At 36.3% G+C, this 14,901-nt stretch carries 17 protein-coding genes; all 17 read left to right on the plus strand.

The window, feature by feature from the left end:
- The first annotated feature begins 125 nt into the window (after positions 1-125).
- Positions 126-680 (plus strand): REP-associated tyrosine transposase, encoded by a 555-nt coding sequence (locus HH304_RS19575; protein ID WP_169684979.1) that lies wholly within the window; start codon positions 126-128, stop codon positions 678-680.
- A 154-nt stretch (positions 681-834) separates the two neighbouring features.
- Entirely contained in the window at positions 835-1,077 is a 243-nt protein-coding gene (locus tag HH304_RS19580) for a type II toxin-antitoxin system HicA family toxin (protein WP_169684980.1), read from the plus strand.
- Positions 1,074-1,415, plus strand: a complete 342-nt coding sequence (locus tag HH304_RS19585) for a type II toxin-antitoxin system HicB family antitoxin (RefSeq protein WP_169684981.1) — start codon at positions 1,074-1,076, stop codon at positions 1,413-1,415. Before HH304_RS19580 ends, HH304_RS19585 begins: the two co-directional genes overlap by 4 nt.
- Positions 1,416-2,219: 804 nt before the next feature.
- Positions 2,220-2,747, plus strand: coding sequence for a hypothetical protein (locus tag HH304_RS19590; protein ID WP_169684982.1), 528 nt, complete (start codon positions 2,220-2,222; stop codon positions 2,745-2,747).
- An 838-nt stretch (positions 2,748-3,585) separates the two neighbouring features.
- A complete protein-coding gene (locus HH304_RS19595; RefSeq protein WP_169684983.1) occupies positions 3,586-4,995 on the plus strand; it encodes an anthranilate synthase component I family protein in 1,410 nt (469 codons plus the stop codon).
- Between the two features lie 12 nt (positions 4,996-5,007).
- A complete protein-coding gene (locus tag HH304_RS19600) occupies positions 5,008-5,583 on the plus strand; it encodes an anthranilate synthase component II (RefSeq protein WP_169684984.1) in 576 nt (191 codons plus the stop codon).
- A gap of 10 nt (positions 5,584-5,593) precedes the next feature.
- Positions 5,594-6,580 (plus strand): anthranilate phosphoribosyltransferase, encoded by a 987-nt coding sequence (gene trpD, locus HH304_RS19605; RefSeq protein WP_169684985.1) that lies wholly within the window; start codon positions 5,594-5,596, stop codon positions 6,578-6,580.
- Positions 6,580-7,395, plus strand: coding sequence for an indole-3-glycerol phosphate synthase TrpC (trpC, locus tag HH304_RS19610; RefSeq protein ID WP_169684986.1), 816 nt, complete (start codon positions 6,580-6,582; stop codon positions 7,393-7,395). Before trpD ends, trpC begins: the two co-directional genes overlap by 1 nt.
- Complete coding sequence (locus HH304_RS19615) at positions 7,379-8,035, plus strand: phosphoribosylanthranilate isomerase (RefSeq protein ID WP_169684987.1); 657 nt, start codon at positions 7,379-7,381, stop codon at positions 8,033-8,035. The genes trpC and HH304_RS19615 overlap by 17 nt, the downstream gene beginning before the upstream one ends.
- Complete coding sequence (trpB, locus tag HH304_RS19620) at positions 8,017-9,201, plus strand: tryptophan synthase subunit beta (RefSeq protein WP_169684988.1); 1,185 nt, start codon at positions 8,017-8,019, stop codon at positions 9,199-9,201. Before HH304_RS19615 ends, trpB begins: the two co-directional genes overlap by 19 nt.
- 4 nt (positions 9,202-9,205) lie before the next feature.
- Complete coding sequence (gene trpA / locus HH304_RS19625; RefSeq protein ID WP_169684989.1) at positions 9,206-10,000, plus strand: tryptophan synthase subunit alpha; 795 nt, start codon at positions 9,206-9,208, stop codon at positions 9,998-10,000.
- Complete coding sequence (gene aroF, locus HH304_RS19630) at positions 9,997-11,010, plus strand: 3-deoxy-7-phosphoheptulonate synthase (protein ID WP_169684990.1); 1,014 nt, start codon at positions 9,997-9,999, stop codon at positions 11,008-11,010. Before trpA ends, aroF begins: the two co-directional genes overlap by 4 nt.
- Before the next feature lie 154 nt (positions 11,011-11,164).
- A complete protein-coding gene (locus tag HH304_RS19635) occupies positions 11,165-11,947 on the plus strand; it encodes a phenylalanine 4-monooxygenase (RefSeq protein ID WP_271711704.1) in 783 nt (260 codons plus the stop codon).
- Positions 11,948-12,189: 242 nt separating this feature from the next.
- Positions 12,190-12,795: an imidazole glycerol phosphate synthase subunit HisH gene (gene hisH / locus HH304_RS19640; protein ID WP_169684991.1), complete on the plus strand. Its 606-nt coding sequence runs from the start codon at positions 12,190-12,192 to the stop codon at positions 12,793-12,795.
- A gap of 3 nt (positions 12,796-12,798) precedes the next feature.
- Positions 12,799-13,536 carry a 1-(5-phosphoribosyl)-5-[(5-phosphoribosylamino)methylideneamino]imidazole-4-carboxamide isomerase gene (hisA, locus tag HH304_RS19645; RefSeq protein ID WP_169684992.1) on the plus strand — a complete coding sequence of 246 codons (738 nt, stop codon included), beginning with the start codon at positions 12,799-12,801 and terminating at the stop codon, positions 13,534-13,536.
- Positions 13,529-14,284 carry an imidazole glycerol phosphate synthase subunit HisF gene (gene hisF, locus HH304_RS19650; protein ID WP_169684993.1) on the plus strand — a complete coding sequence of 252 codons (756 nt, stop codon included), beginning with the start codon at positions 13,529-13,531 and terminating at the stop codon, positions 14,282-14,284. The genes hisA and hisF overlap by 8 nt, the downstream gene beginning before the upstream one ends.
- Positions 14,284-14,898, plus strand: coding sequence for a bifunctional phosphoribosyl-AMP cyclohydrolase/phosphoribosyl-ATP diphosphatase HisIE (gene hisIE / locus HH304_RS19655; RefSeq protein WP_169684994.1), 615 nt, complete (start codon positions 14,284-14,286; stop codon positions 14,896-14,898). Before hisF ends, hisIE begins: the two co-directional genes overlap by 1 nt.
- Positions 14,899-14,901: the final 3 nt, after the last annotated feature.

A 14,901-nucleotide genomic window follows, 5' to 3' on the forward strand; every position in this document is an offset into this window, starting at 1 on the left:
TGGCGCGCGTTGCTTTTTCAGCATAACGCGTGCCGTACATTTTCCATCTCAATTCCATTATTTATTTTGATATAGTCTCTATCTGATATATTTTTCCAGTATCAACTATTGCCTAATCAAAACTGATGTCTGAAAAGTATAAATTTAATAATCCGGAAGGGATATATTTTGTTACTTGTACTGTAGTTTTTTGGATTGATTTATTTACCAGGAAAGAGTATAAGCATGTTTTATTGGATACGTTGGAGTATTATCAGAGAAAAAGAGGATTAACTGTTCATGCCTATTGTATCATGCCAAGCCATATCCATATGATATTAAGCGTGAATAAAGACGGTGAAAGCTTATCTGCTATAATGCGAGATTTTAAAAAACTTAGTAATAAGCGGATCATATCGGAAATAGGCAGAATTAATGAAAGTAGAAGTGAGTGGTTGTTAAGAGCTTTTAAACATGCAGGGAGTAAATTGAAAAGGATAACTTCAAATAAGATATGGATGGATGGAAACCATCCGATAGAATTGGATAATAATATAATGATTGAGCAAAGACTTGATTATATCCATAATAATCCGGTAGATGCAGAAATAGTAGATGAGGCTGAAAATTACTGGTACAGTTCAGCAAGAGATTATTTTGATTATAAAAAGGGGCTTTTAAATGTGGAGCTGTTATTGTAGTCACGCGTATTGCTTCGCTACGCGCGCCAGGGGGAGTTTATCTTTCTGATCTATCCAGACTCATATTTCGTTTTGGTAATACAATTGTCCACTAACTTTTAAAAAATCAAAAATAACATTATGATTTTGCAACTAAATATAGTTACTTTAAGTTATGTCTAAAAGGGAGAAACTACTTCAACGGTTTCTAACCATTCCATCGGATTTTCATTATTCTGAGATGGTTAATTTGTTAGGCTATTTTGGCTTCAAGGAAGTTAAAAAAGGAAAAACTTCGGGTTCCAGGGTAAAGTTTGAAAATGCAGAAGGTGTTCCAATAATGCTTCATAAACCTCACCCTAATGGAATTATGAAAAGGTATCAAATGATTCAGATAAAGGAGGTTTTAGGATTATGAAATATTTAAATTATAAAGGATATGCTGGAAGTATTGAGTACAGTCCGGATGATAATTTACTTTACGGTAAAGTGTTAGGTATTAAAGGGTTGATCTCTTATGAAGGAGAAACCGGCAAACAATTAGAACAAGACTTTATCCAGGCAATAAATGAATATCTTAATGATTGTAAAGTAAAGGGAATTATGGCAGAAAAACCTTTCAAGGGGAGCTTTAATGTTCGGATTTCCGCAAAACTTCATGAGAAGGTGGCTTTAATGGCTATGGAATTGAAAACATCTTTAAATAATTTAGTTGCGGAAGCAATCAGAGAAAAAGTAACTAATGAAGGAGGCTAATGTTCTGTTATCAATTTTATTAGAATCAATATTAGGTTGATTCAAGGATTAAAAAGATTAATAAAACATAAAAAAAGTCTTCAGATTATTTCTGGAGGCTTTTTAATTTATCTGCGTTACAAACGCAGTTCTTGGACACCCTCGTTATGCTTCGCTAAACAAGGGCAATTAATAGTAACGTGAGTCAATCGTCCTTGTTTGGAACGAGGATGTTTGAGGTTGGCATTTGTAATGCCTTGCTGTTAGAAGTCTAGCGATAGCGTGAATTCAAACTTTTAATGAAAAACTTTACTGCCTTATGCTGACAGATATTTCCCCAACAGGCGCAAGTATATTTAAAACGTCTAGCTCTGGTTCAAGTTTGAACCTGGACCAATCGTATTAGTTCTTTTAAAATCCCAACCTAACTGTTTTGCTCCGGATTGAGCCTTCATTTCCAGATAAGTAAAATGATTGAATTTAAGTTCCTGTATGGGCGGGAAACTCATTAATATTCTATAGTTTCGCTTAACGACAACAGCACAAGAAAAATCTTGCGCCAGAGGGGGGGTAAATAAGAGATGTTCGCTTAATGACACCGGTACAAGTGAAAACTTGCACCAGGAGAGGGAATTTAGAAATCAAGCATAGATTGATAGATCTGATAATAGGGGGGATATCAGAAAATGGTCGAGTTTTACCTTAATAAATTTGCAGAACAGGGTATAGTATTCGATTTCACTAAGTTAGAAAAGAATTTAAAGGCATAACAAGAATTTTATAACAAAAAATATATTGATTTTGAGGCTGATAGTAAAGATGTCGATGTTACTTTTTAGTGTTTTAAGTATTCATATAGCTTGTGAACCTAAAGACTCCAACTTAATAACAATTAATTCTAATAAAGGTATTACCTTGAATATGTTGATTGATTATTATGATGAATTAAATGGTTATTGGGATAATGATGGTGTTTCGTCCAAATTTATTATTGAATTAGGAGATGAAAATAAGTTTCCTTTTAAATCTAGAATTGTTAAAATACCTGATAATTTTCATAGAGAATTGGGACAAGTAAATTTTCCTTTGAAATGCGAAATGGTTTATGTTAATAAAAGACAGGTTTTATATAAAAACCAAGAGTATTCATGTGAAAATTTATCCTTTCTTATAAAGGATCAAAAGATCAAAAAAATATGTTTAGTAAGTCATAATAAAAATGAAAATTATTATTTTATTTTAAAGTGCTTAATGAAATCAATTAGTAAAGAATACGGAGATAAAAGTGGAACTAATTTAGATATAGAGATTATATTTTATAAACCATCTAATGATTTAATTTACCCTATTTAGTCCGTCTGCCCCCCCCTCCCCACAAGCGCAAGATTATCTTAACCGACTAGCTCTGGTTCAAGTTTGAACCTGGATCAACCTGGTTTGAACCAGGATTTTCAAGATTCAAAGATTAATAAAACATAAAACAAAAGCCTTCAAATTATTTCTGGCGGCTTTTTAATTTATCTGCGTTACAAACGCAGTTCTTGGACACCCTCGTTATGCTTCGCTAAACAAGGGCGATGAATAGTAACGTGAGTCAATCGTCCTTGTTTGGAACGAGGATGTTTGAGGTTGGCATTTGTAATGCCTTGCTGTTATAAGTCTAACGATAGCGTGAATTCAAACTTTTAATGAAAAACTTTACTGCCTTATATTGACAGATATTTCACTTATTATTTGGTTGTATCAATATGCCTTATGAGTAGTTATTTTTATCAAAGACTCATTGGTTACTATAGTATAATCGTTCAATATGACGGGTAGAGTGGGGTGGGTAATAAGTGATGATTTTTGATTTTAATTTGATTGTAGTGGGGCGTAGCATGCTATGCCCCCGCCATTGAGCATTAAAATTATTTCTTAAGTTGTTTTGTTCAGACAATTAAAATTTGTTAGTTAATTGTTAATATTTATGGAAATAATTAAAATTTAATCTATAAATGTTTGACAATTTAAATTGAACGATTACATTTGTTTTTCAAATGACGACAATGAATATACATAACGCATGGTACTGGTGGTACATCGAAAGATGAACACGGAACCGTTATGTAGTTTAAGATATAGAAAATAAATCTTTAAAGCTTGCCGGTTTCGGCAAGCTTTTTTTTTGCGCTAAACTTTTTGAAGAAAAATGAAATATAGGTTTAAATCATCGGTAAAGCGGTTTTTAGCTGATACAGTTACTCCGGTAAATCTCTACCTCAAACTTAGAGACAAGTTTCCAGGGACTATCCTCCTGGAGAGTTCGGATTACCACGGGCATGATAATAGCTACTCATATATTTGCTTTGACCCTGTCGCATCATTCATCGTAGATAAGGGAGAATTGACAATACAATATCCCGATTCTAAACAGGTAACTGAAAAGGTTGACAGAACTTCAGTTGTTGAAAAACTGACTGCTTTTTCAAAGCAATTTGAAGCAAGTGATATTAACCTTCCTTTCGCTGTTAACGGATTATTTGGATACATGGCTTATGATGCAGTTCAGTATTATGAAGATCTGGATTTGATCGAGAAAGATGATGAAAACCATATTCCTGAGATCAGATATGCTGTTTACCGTCACATTTTAGTGATTGACCACTTCAAAAACAGTTGTTTCCTGATTTCTCACCATTCCGAAGAGGGCGATTCAATTGACGATAAGGAAATCCTTTCTCTGATTAATAATAAGAACTATCCTGGTTATACTTTTTCGATAACAAAACATGAAACTGCCAATATTGCGGATGATGACTTTCTGGATATTCTTGACAAAGGTCAGCAGGCTTGTTTTGCAGGTGATGTATTTCAAATAGTATTAAGTAGAAGGTTTAATGTCGGGTTTGCTGGTGATGAGTTTAATGTCTATCGTGCACTTAGATCTATTAATCCTTCGCCATACCTGTTCTACTTTGACTATGGTAGTTACAAAATCTTTGGTTCTTCACCTGAAGCACAACTGGTTATAAATGATGGCCAGGCAGGTATTTTTCCTATTGCGGGAACTTTCAGAAGAACAGGTAATGACAAAACAGACGCTGAGCTTGCCGAAAAATTACTTGAAGATCCCAAAGAAAATTCTGAGCATTTGATGTTGGTGGATTTGGCAAGAAATGACCTTAGCAGATCTGCACAATCTGTTGAAGTAGAAACATATAAGGAGGTACAGTTTTATTCTCATGTTATACATCTGGTATCTAAAGTTACCGGGAAGCTAAACGGAGCTTCAAGTCCGATAAGGCTGGTTGCAGATACTTTCCCGGCTGGTACTCTATCTGGCGCTCCAAAATATAAGGCCATGTCTATTATTGATTCGTTAGAGCCTACCTCAAGAAGTTATTACGGAGGCGCAATTGGTTACCTGGGATTTAATGGTGATTTCAATCATGCGATTATGATCCGTTCATTTCTGAGTAAGCAAAACAAATTGTACTATCAGGCAGGAGCGGGAGTTGTGGCTAAATCGGATATCGAAAGTGAACTTCAGGAAGTAAATAATAAGGTTGCTGCACTAAGACAGGCAATTGAAGACGCAGAACAGATCAACAAAGCATAAAAAGAAAAGCAGGTGAAAATTTTAGTTTTAGATAATTACGACTCGTTTACCTACAACCTGGTTCATATTTTAAGGGATCTGGGACATGAAGGAAATACAGATATTTTCAGGAATGACAAGATTACTTTGGAGCAGATAAACAATTACGATAAAATTCTTATTTCTCCGGGTCCGGGTTTGCCTTATGAAGCAGGAGTTTTGCCTGAGATGTTAAAACAGTATGGAGCTTCAAAAAGTATTCTGGGAGTTTGTCTCGGTTGCCAGGCAATTGCTGAAGCTTATGGAGGAGAATTATACAATCTTGATACTGTAATTCATGGAGTAGCAATGGAAACGCTTATTAAAGATCAAGAGGAACCACTTTTTAAAGGGTTGCCAGAAAAGGTCATTACCACCCGTTATCATTCCTGGGCCGTCAAGCCCGAATCATTAAAAAATACCCCGGTAAAAATTACTGCAATTGATTCTGAAGGTGTCATAATGGCTTTGAGTCATGAGTCCCACGATGTCAGGGGAGTGCAGTTTCATCCGGAATCTGTAATGACTCCGGAAGGAAGTAAAATGATCGAAAACTGGTTATCCATTTAATCATATAGTTATGAAAGAGATTTTAAATACATTATTTGAATATAAAACACTTACTGAAGAACAAGCGAAAACTGTTCTGATGAACCTGGCTGGTGGAAAGTATAATGCTGCCCAAATGGCTTCATTTTTAACAGTTTACATGATGAGAAGTATCACTGTAGAAGAACTGAGTGGCTTTCGCAAGGCAATGATGGAGTTATGTGTTCCTATTGATCTTTCGGAATTTGATGCCATAGATTTGTGTGGTACAGGTGGTGATGGTAAAAACACCTTTAATATTTCTACTTTAAGCTCATTTGTTGTTGCAGGAGCAGGAGTTAAGGTTGCTAAGCACGGAAATAATGGAGTTTCATCAGCATGTGGGTCTTCAAATTTACTTGCACACCTTGGCTATGAGTTTACAAATGATGAGTCAACTCTTAAAAAGCAGATTGATGAAACTGGAATTTGTTTTTTACATGCTCCGTTATTTCACCCGGCAATGAAAAATGTTGCTCCGGTAAGGAAAGATCTGGGAGTTAAGACCTTCTTTAATATGCTGGGTCCAATGGTAAATCCGGCAAGTCCGTCGAAACAGCTGACTGGTGTGTTTAGTCTTGAGTTAGCCAGACTTTATGCCTACTTGTTTCAGCAAACAGACCGAGATTTTGTTGTTCTTCATGCTCTTGATGGTTATGATGAAATTTCCCTAACAGGAGATTTTAAAGCAATTACTAATGTTGGTGAATCTATCTTTTCACCTAAAGATCTTGGATTAGAGAAAGTATCTGCAGACCAGATTTATGGTGGTGAAACTGTTGAATCTTCAGCAAAGATTTTCATAGATATTCTGGAAGGAAAAGGAACAAAAGCTCAGCAAGAAGTTGTATTGGCAAATTCTGCAATGGCACTTAAATGTGCTGACAAAACCCTGTCTGCTGAAGACGCTGTGGGACTTGCAAAAGAATCACTTGAATCAGGAAAAGCATATTCGGTACTTAAAAAACTAGTTGCGTAATGAATATTCTGGATAGAATTATATTAGATAAAAAGGCAGAAGTAGAAGAGAAAAAGGAGTTGATTCCTGTCAAAATGCTTCAAAAAAGTATCTTGTTTGAAACAATGCCTGTTTCGATGAGCAAATACATAAAAAGGCCGGATAAGAGCGGTGTAATTGCCGAGATTAAAAGGAAATCACCGAGCAAAGGCGATATAAATCCGTTTATATCTGTAGAAGAGATTTCTATTGGGTATATGCAAGCCGGTGCTTCAGCTTTGTCAGTATTGACAGATAAGAAATACTTCGGAGGCACTAATGAGGATGTTCAAATAGCTAGAAAGTTCAACTATTGTCCGATCCTTAGAAAGGAGTTTATAGTTGATAAATATCAGATTATCGAGGCGAAATCAATTGGAGCTGATTGCATCTTGCTTATAGCCTCAGTTTTGAGTCCGGTAGAAATTGAAAAATTCACCAAACTGGCCCATGACCTGGGAATGGAAGTTTTACTCGAAGTTCATAACGAAGAAGAGTTAAAAGCAAACCTTGATTCAAAAGCAGATTTATTCGGAGTCAATAATCGAAACTTGAAGACTTTTGATGTTGATCTTGAAAACTCTATTTCTTTACTTTCAATGATACCCGATGAAAAGGTCAAAATAGCAGAAAGTGGCATTCACAGGCCTGAAGACCTTGTTTATTTAAAGAATAACGGATTTGATGGATTCTTGATTGGAGAAAGGTTTATGAGGTACTCAAGGCCGCACGAAGAAGCAAGAAAGTTTTTATCCAAAGTCAAAGAAATTGAAACCTACTATGCAACAAAAGGCTAAATCAGATTCATTGAAAATCAAGGTCTGCGGCATGCGGGATCTTGAAAATATTAATGGGCTAATTGATCTTGGCGTTGATTACATGGGACTTATATTTTACCCGGCTTCATCAAGGTATATCGGTGAGGAATCAAGCTACAAAGAAGTTTCCGGAGTAGAAAAAGTAGGTGTTTTTGTAAACTCAACTGTTGATCAGATTCAGGAAGCCATATCAATTCATGGATTATCATTGGTCCAGTTACATGGTAATGAATCTCCCGAATTTGCAAAGCAAGTTAAAAGCCTGGGTGTACAGGTAATCAAGGCATTTTCAGTGAAAAGTATTAGTGATCTTCAAAAAGCAGATTCTTATAGTGAAGCTGTTGATTACTACTTGTTTGATACGAAAGGAAAAAATCCGGGAGGTAATGGTAAAGCATTTGACTGGCCAATTCTAAATAGCAGGGCATTTGCAAGACCGTTTTTTCTTGCTGGTGGCCTAAACAGCAATAATATCGAAGGGATTAGTGTTATTAATAATCCTGCCTTTTATGCTGTGGATTTAAACAGTGGCGTGGAGGATTCTCCAGCTCAAAAGAATATTAAAGAAATTGAAAAAATCAAAAATAAACTAGCTGGTATATGTCAAAATATTCAGTAGATGAAAGAGGATATTATGGTAAGTATGGAGGGGCTTTTATTCCTGAAATGCTTTATCCAAATGTTGAGGAGTTAAAACAGAACTACCTCAAAATCATTAATGAAGAAGGATTTCAAAAGGAGTTCAGGGCTTTGTTAAAGGATTACGTTGGAAGGCCCACTCCATTATATTTTGCAAGCCGCCTGTCTAACGAGTATGGTGCTAAAATCTATCTTAAAAGAGAGGATTTATGTCATACTGGTGCTCATAAGGTGAATAATACGATTGGTCAGATATTGTTAGCAAAGCGTCTGGGCAAGAAAAAAATCATTGCCGAGACAGGTGCTGGTCAGCATGGTGTGGCCACTGCAACAGTTTGTGCTTTGGCAGGTCTTGATTGCAAAGTTTATATGGGGGCTATTGATATGGAAAGACAGAAGCCCAATGTTGAGAGAATGCGAATTCTTGGAGCAGAGGTCATTCCGGCTGAATCAGGTAGCAAAACACTTAAAGATGCTACAAATGAAGCCATGCGTCACTGGATTAATGACCCTGAAGGCACTCATTACATAATAGGTTCGGTTGTCGGTCCACATCCCTATCCGGATATGGTTGCCCGCTTTCAGTCTGTGATCAGCGAGGAGGTTAAAAAACAACTTCTAGAGGCTGAGGGAAGAGAAAATCCTGATTATGTAGTTGCTTGTGTAGGAGGAGGAAGCAATGCAGCAGGTATTTATTATCACTATCTGGATAATCCTGAAGTAAAAATTATTGCTGCCGAGGCTGCTGGAAAAGGAGTTGAATCAGGTGAAACTGCAGCGACTACTTTTAAAGGAACGCCAGGTGTTTTACATGGAAGTATGACACTGCTGATGCAAACTTCAGACGGGCAGGTTGTAGAACCTTATAGTATTTCTGCCGGACTGGATTATCCTGGTATCGGACCTTTACATGCTCACCTGTTTGATACTGGCAGAGCACGATTTATCGCAGTTGATGATGAGCAATCTATGCAAGCCGGAGTGGAACTTAGTCGACTGGAAGGAATAATTCCAGCTGTTGAGTCTGCCCATGCTTTGTCAGCTTTAAAGCAAATGGAATTAAAAGAAGATGATGTAGTTGTAGTTAACCTGTCTGGAAGGGGAGATAAGGATCTTCAAACATATATAAACTGGGGTAAATATTGATATTATGTCTGAAAACAGAATAAAACAATTATTTGAGAAAAAGTCTGAGCGGGTACTGACTGTATATTTTACAGCCGGCTATCCTCAGCTTAATGATACAATGGAGGTTCTTTCTCAACTGGAAAATTCAGGCGCAGATATGGTTGAGATTGGCATTCCATATTCTGATCCGGTAGCTGATGGTCCGACAATTCAGGAAAGTAACGGAGTAGCACTCGAGAATGGCATTAGCCTGGGGTTAATTTTTGATCAGATCAAAGACATGCGTAAATCCGTAAGTGTTCCTGTTGTCTTAATGGGGTATTTTAATCCGATTCTTCAATTTGGATTAGAAGAATTCTGTAAGAAATGTCAGGAATGCGGGGTGGATGGAGTGATTATTCCAGACCTGCCAATTGTAGAATATATTGAGCAATACAAAGCCTTGTTTGAGCAATATTCTTTATTGAATATTTACCTGATAACACCACAAACTTCTGAAAAAAGGATCCGAATGATTGATGAAAATACTTCAGGATTTATTTACATGGTAAGTAATAGTTCAATAACAGGAGCCAAATCAGAAATTTCTGATAATCAACTTGGGTACTTCCAGCGAATCAGGAATATGAATCTAAGGAATCCACGATTAATCGGGTTTGGGATTAGTGATGCAAAAACATTTGATATAGCATCTGAATATTCTTCAGGAGCCATAATCGGTAGTGCATTTATTAAAGCGCTAAAAGGTGAAGGGACTATTGCAGAAAAGACAAGTTCATTTATCGGAGAAGTTAAAGGAATAAAACAGAACTTATGATTATTCAATTAAAAGAAAATATAACCGAAGACTTAGTGTCGGAGGTAAAGGAGAAGCTTTCAGACATTGGGTATAGCGCAAATGAGGTGAAGACTCAAAAGGCAAGATATCTGGTGGGTATTGGAAAATCAGATTTTGATATCAGGGCTATTGGTCAATTGCCAGGAATACATGATATCCATATCGTTTCTGATGATTATAAGCTGGTTTCGAATAAATGGAAAGTTGATCCGACAGTAATTGATCTTGGAGATGGAATTACAATTGGAGGGAATGATCTGGCTTTGATGTCTGGTCCTTGTAGTATCGAGGGAGAGCAACAGATTGTAGATACGATAAATTTTCTGAAATCTCAGGGAGTGAAGATAATGCGGGGAGGAGTTTACAAACCACGTAGTTCTCCATATTCGTTCAGAGGCATGGGGATTGAAGGGCTTAAATTATGGAGTAGTCTTGCTAGAGAAGCCGGATTAAAGATCATCACAGAAGTAATGCAGGTTTCGCAGATTGAAGAAATGCACGACTACATTGATATTTATCAGGTAGGAGCAAGAAATACCCAGAATTTTAACCTGTTAGATGAACTTGGTAAGGTTGATAAGCCTGTAATGATTAAACGAGGTATTTCAGGCACAATTGATGAATTGCTGTATTCAGCGGAATATGTGTTTTCCGGAGGTAATGAGAAATTGCTTCTTTGCGAAAGAGGTATTCGTACTTATGAAAAAGCTTCACGAAACACCTTTGATATCAATGCAATCCCAATATTAAAAGAGAAAACGCACCTGCCTGTTATTGCTGATCCGTCACATGGTATTGGAATCAGGAGACATGTTGGTGAGGTGGCATTAGCATCGGTAATTGCCGGAGCAGACGGGGTGATTTTTGAGTCGCATTCTTGTCCTGAAAAAGCATATAGTGACGGGCAACAAACGCTGGATTTCAATGAGTCAGAGAAACTTATCATGGCAATGAGAGAGATTCATAAATTGAAGAAAACGTTATACTAATAATAGCACCTAACAGTTGTAAGGTTATTGCGATTTTAATTTCATGAATAATTAATTTTTTACTAATTTCACCTTTGAAGAATTAAATTGCTTTGGTACGCATCATAGTGAAATAAAATTCGTTTTTAACAATAGACAACAATAATCCGATAATATGAGTACTGAATTTGAAAAACACAGTGGACTTCCAATAATGAGTCAGGAATATGGTTCATACACTGAGGAAGACTTTAAAGTGTGGAAACTTTTATACGAACGACAGAAGGAAAATATTCCCAAATATGCTTCTGAAGAGTATATAAGAGGATTGGAATTGATCAAGTTTAAAGCTGATGAGATTCCGGATATTTACAAGACTAATGATATTCTAAAGGAGATTACAGGATGGGAAATTTTCATCGTACCGGGATTAATCGATGATGATAAATTTTTCCAGTTGATGTCAAATAAAAAGTTTCCTAGTTCTACATGGTTAAGAAAGCTGGAAGAGCTTGATTATTTGGAAGAACCGGATATGTTCCATGATATTTATGGACACGTGCCGTTATTAACAAATCAGTCTTTTGTTAATTTCCTTCAGGACCTGTCAAAATTGGGATTAAAGTACATTGATAACCCTCATGCTATTCATTTACTTTCAAGGGTATATTGGTTTACTGTAGAATTTGGTCTTATCAGAGAAAATGGTGAATTAAGAATTTATGGTGCAGGTATTTTGTCTTCAAAAGGAGAAACAGAATATGCGACAACTGATAAACCTGAGCATATTGAGTATGATGTTGAAACGATGTTAGATACATCATATAGAAAAGATGTGTTCCAGACAAAATATTTTATAATAGATAGTTACGAACAACTGTATGAATCAATTGGAGAAATTGACAGGCTTTTAGCAAAAAAAGTTGCTGAGCATGAAGATTCTACGGTTGCAGAGTAGTATTTATCTTCTAAAACCAATAAATTTGAAAGCACCTTTAAAAGGGTGCTTTTAATTTTGATACCAAATCAACCCTGATAGAAATAATGTTTTTTTTAATAGAAAAACGATCTCATATATTTCTTTTAAATGAAGACCATCATCATTGTCTTCATCATCATCATTGCCATTGATCATATATCAGTTCAAGATCAATCAAACCCTCTTTCTATTCTTTTAATTCTTAATACTTTAGTGCTTAGATGGATACAGCTATAATAAAATACAATGCAGGTAATGTACAATCGGTAAAATATGCCCTGGACAGGATTGGAGTAAAATACAGATTAACTGATAATGCTTCTGAGATAATGTCTGCTGACAAGGTTATCTTCCCTGGTGTTGGAGAGGCAAGTACAGCAATGAATTATCTGAAGGAGAATGGTCTGGATAATGTGTTGAGAAGCCTTACTCAGCCTACTTTGGGGGTATGTCTGGGCTTGCAGCTTATGTGTAAACACACAGAAGAAAATGATACTGAATGTCTGGGCCTATTCGACATTGATGTTAAGAAGTTTAAAACTGATCCAAATACGGTAATACCTTATAAAATACCTCATATGGGGTGGAACAAACTTGCCTATAAGGAACATCCCCTTTTTGAAGGAATGCCTGCACAACCGCAATTTTATTTTGTTCATAGCTATTATGCACCATTGTCAAAATATACGCTTGCATCAGCAAACTATATGCATGATTTTAGTGTTGTCATCCAGAGAAATAATTTTTATGCAATCCAGCCGCATCCGGAAAAAAGTTCTGATGCTGGAAGCTTGTTTTTAAAGAATTTTATAGAAAAGATCAAATAACCAATGACTACTAGATTAATACCGGCAATCGATATTATAGAAGGAAAATGTGTCAGACTTACCCAGGGTGATTATGGGAAAAAGAAGGTGTATAATGAAAAACCTGAAGAAGTTGCAAAAGAATTTCTTGATCATGGACTAAATAACCTTCATTTGGTTGATCTTGATGGTGCTCGTAATAAACAAATTGTGAATTTGAAGGTGCTGGAGAAAATTGCTTCTCTTAATGGAATTCATGTTGATTTTGGAGGTGGAATAAAACGCGATCAGGATGTAACTGATGCATTTAATGCAGGGGCAGCACAGATAACGGGGGGGAGTATTGCTGCCAAAGAACCGGAGACTTTTTTGAATTGGGTTCAGAAATATGGTTCGGAAAAAATTATTCTTGGTGCCGATGCCCGTGATAAATTGATTGCTGTTAGCGGATGGGAAGAAAGCTCAGACTTGGAAGTAACTCAATTTATTAAAGATTATGCTTCCAAAGGAGTGTCATATGTTATCTGTACTGATGTAGCGAAAGATGGATTACTCCAGGGCCCTTCATTTGATTTATATAAAGAGATAATGGGCAAAACTGAAAATATCAAACTAATTGCCAGCGGAGGTGTGTCTGGAATTGAAGATATTCAGGGGTTAATTGATATGAAGATGGAAGGGATAATTATTGGCAAAGCCATTTATGAAAATAAAGTAACGCTGTCTCAGCTATCACAATTAATTATAAATACAAATGCTTAGCAAAAGAATCATTCCTTGTCTGGATATTAAAGAAGGCAGAACGGTAAAAGGGATAAATTTTGTCGACCTGGTTGATGCCGGAGATCCGGTAGAGCAAGCAGCTATTTATGCTAAGCAAGGTGCAGATGAGCTCGTGTTTCTGGATATCACCGCCACAGTTGAAAATAGAAAAACACTGATTGAATTAGTTAAAAAGGTAGCTAGTCAGATAGATATTCCATTTACAGTAGGAGGTGGGATTTCATCTGTTGAAGATGTTTCAGCACTGTTGAATGCCGGAGCAGATAAAATATCTATTAATTCTTCAGCTGTAAAAGATCCTGAATTGATAGACAGGCTTGCTCTTGAGTTTGGAAGTCAATGTGTGGTTGTAGCCATAGATACCAGATTTGTTGATGGAGAACATATAGTGCATGTCAGAGGAGGGCGAACTCCAACTGAAAAACGAACTCCTCAATGGATAAAAGAGGTTAATGAACGGGGTGCTGGCGAGTTATTGCTTACCTCAATGGATCACGATGGTACAAAACAGGGGTTTGCATGTGAATTACTTCGTGAAGTTAACAATATGGTAGATATCCCCGTAATTGCTAGTGGCGGGGCTGGTAAGATGGAGCATTTTTATGATGTGTTTACTCATGGAAATGCAGATGCAGGACTGGCTGCAAGTATCTTTCATTTTCATGAAATTGATATTCCCGAGCTTAAGAAATATTTAATTGAAAAAGGATTAACGATCAGATTATAATGGATAATAACCTGAATATCGATACACTTGATTTTGCTAAAGGTGATGGTTTGATACCGGCCATCATTCAGGACGTTTCAACTAAAAATGTTCTGATGATGGGCTATATGAATAGAGAGTCACTTGAGAAAACTCTGGAAACAGGCTTAGTGACATTTTATAGCCGGTCAAAACAAAGACTTTGGACTAAGGGAGAAACAAGCGGGAATGTCTTGAAGCTGGTTAGTATAAAACAGGATTGTGATGCAGATACTTTGCTGGTATACGCAAAACCTTCAGGACCGACATGTCATACAGGATCGGATACTTGTTTCGATGAGTCAAATAAAGGTAATGTTGCGTTCATCGATTATTTGAAAAAAGTCATAAAAGACAGGTATGAGTCTCCAACGGATGAATCATATACTTCCTCCTTGTTCAAAAAGGGGATAAATAAAGTCGCTCAAAAAGTAGGAGAGGAGGCAGTAGAGATTGTTATTGAAGCAAAAGATGATAATAAAGATTTGTTTTTAGGAGAAGCAGCGGATCTTTTATATCATTACCTGGTTCTTCTTCAAGCTAAAGAGATTGACTTGGAAGAAGTAATTGAAGTGTTACAAAAAAGACATAAATAAGAA

The sequence above is a fragment of the Marinigracilibium pacificum genome (assembly GCF_012926615.1).
GTDB classification, from domain to species: domain Bacteria; phylum Bacteroidota; class Bacteroidia; order Cytophagales; family Cyclobacteriaceae; genus Mangrovivirga; species Mangrovivirga pacifica.

Bases quoted from the DNA above. Each gene is read 5' to 3' on its own strand.
- HH304_RS19575 (WP_169684979.1), top strand. From the start codon at position 126: ATGTCTGAAAAGTATAAATTTAATAATCCGGAAGGGATATATTTTGTT.
- HH304_RS19580 (WP_169684980.1), top strand. From the start codon at position 835: ATGTCTAAAAGGGAGAAACTACTTCAACGGTTTCTAACCATTCCATCG.
- HH304_RS19585 (WP_169684981.1), top strand. From the start codon at position 1,074: ATGAAATATTTAAATTATAAAGGATATGCTGGAAGTATTGAGTACAGT.
- HH304_RS19590 (WP_169684982.1), top strand. From the start codon at position 2,220: ATGTTACTTTTTAGTGTTTTAAGTATTCATATAGCTTGTGAACCTAAA.
- HH304_RS19595 (WP_169684983.1), top strand. From the start codon at position 3,586: ATGAAATATAGGTTTAAATCATCGGTAAAGCGGTTTTTAGCTGATACA.
- trpD (WP_169684985.1), top strand. From the start codon at position 5,594: ATGAAAGAGATTTTAAATACATTATTTGAATATAAAACACTTACTGAA.
- trpC (WP_169684986.1), top strand. From the start codon at position 6,580: ATGAATATTCTGGATAGAATTATATTAGATAAAAAGGCAGAAGTAGAA.
- HH304_RS19615 (WP_169684987.1), top strand. From the start codon at position 7,379: ATGCAACAAAAGGCTAAATCAGATTCATTGAAAATCAAGGTCTGCGGC.
- trpB (WP_169684988.1), top strand. From the start codon at position 8,017: ATGTCAAAATATTCAGTAGATGAAAGAGGATATTATGGTAAGTATGGA.
- trpA (WP_169684989.1), top strand. From the start codon at position 9,206: ATGTCTGAAAACAGAATAAAACAATTATTTGAGAAAAAGTCTGAGCGG.
- aroF (WP_169684990.1), top strand. From the start codon at position 9,997: ATGATTATTCAATTAAAAGAAAATATAACCGAAGACTTAGTGTCGGAG.
- HH304_RS19635 (WP_271711704.1), top strand. From the start codon at position 11,165: ATGAGTACTGAATTTGAAAAACACAGTGGACTTCCAATAATGAGTCAG.
- hisH (WP_169684991.1), top strand. From the start codon at position 12,190: ATGGATACAGCTATAATAAAATACAATGCAGGTAATGTACAATCGGTA.
- hisA (WP_169684992.1), top strand. From the start codon at position 12,799: ATGACTACTAGATTAATACCGGCAATCGATATTATAGAAGGAAAATGT.
- hisF (WP_169684993.1), top strand. From the start codon at position 13,529: ATGCTTAGCAAAAGAATCATTCCTTGTCTGGATATTAAAGAAGGCAGA.
- hisIE (WP_169684994.1), top strand. From the start codon at position 14,284: ATGGATAATAACCTGAATATCGATACACTTGATTTTGCTAAAGGTGAT.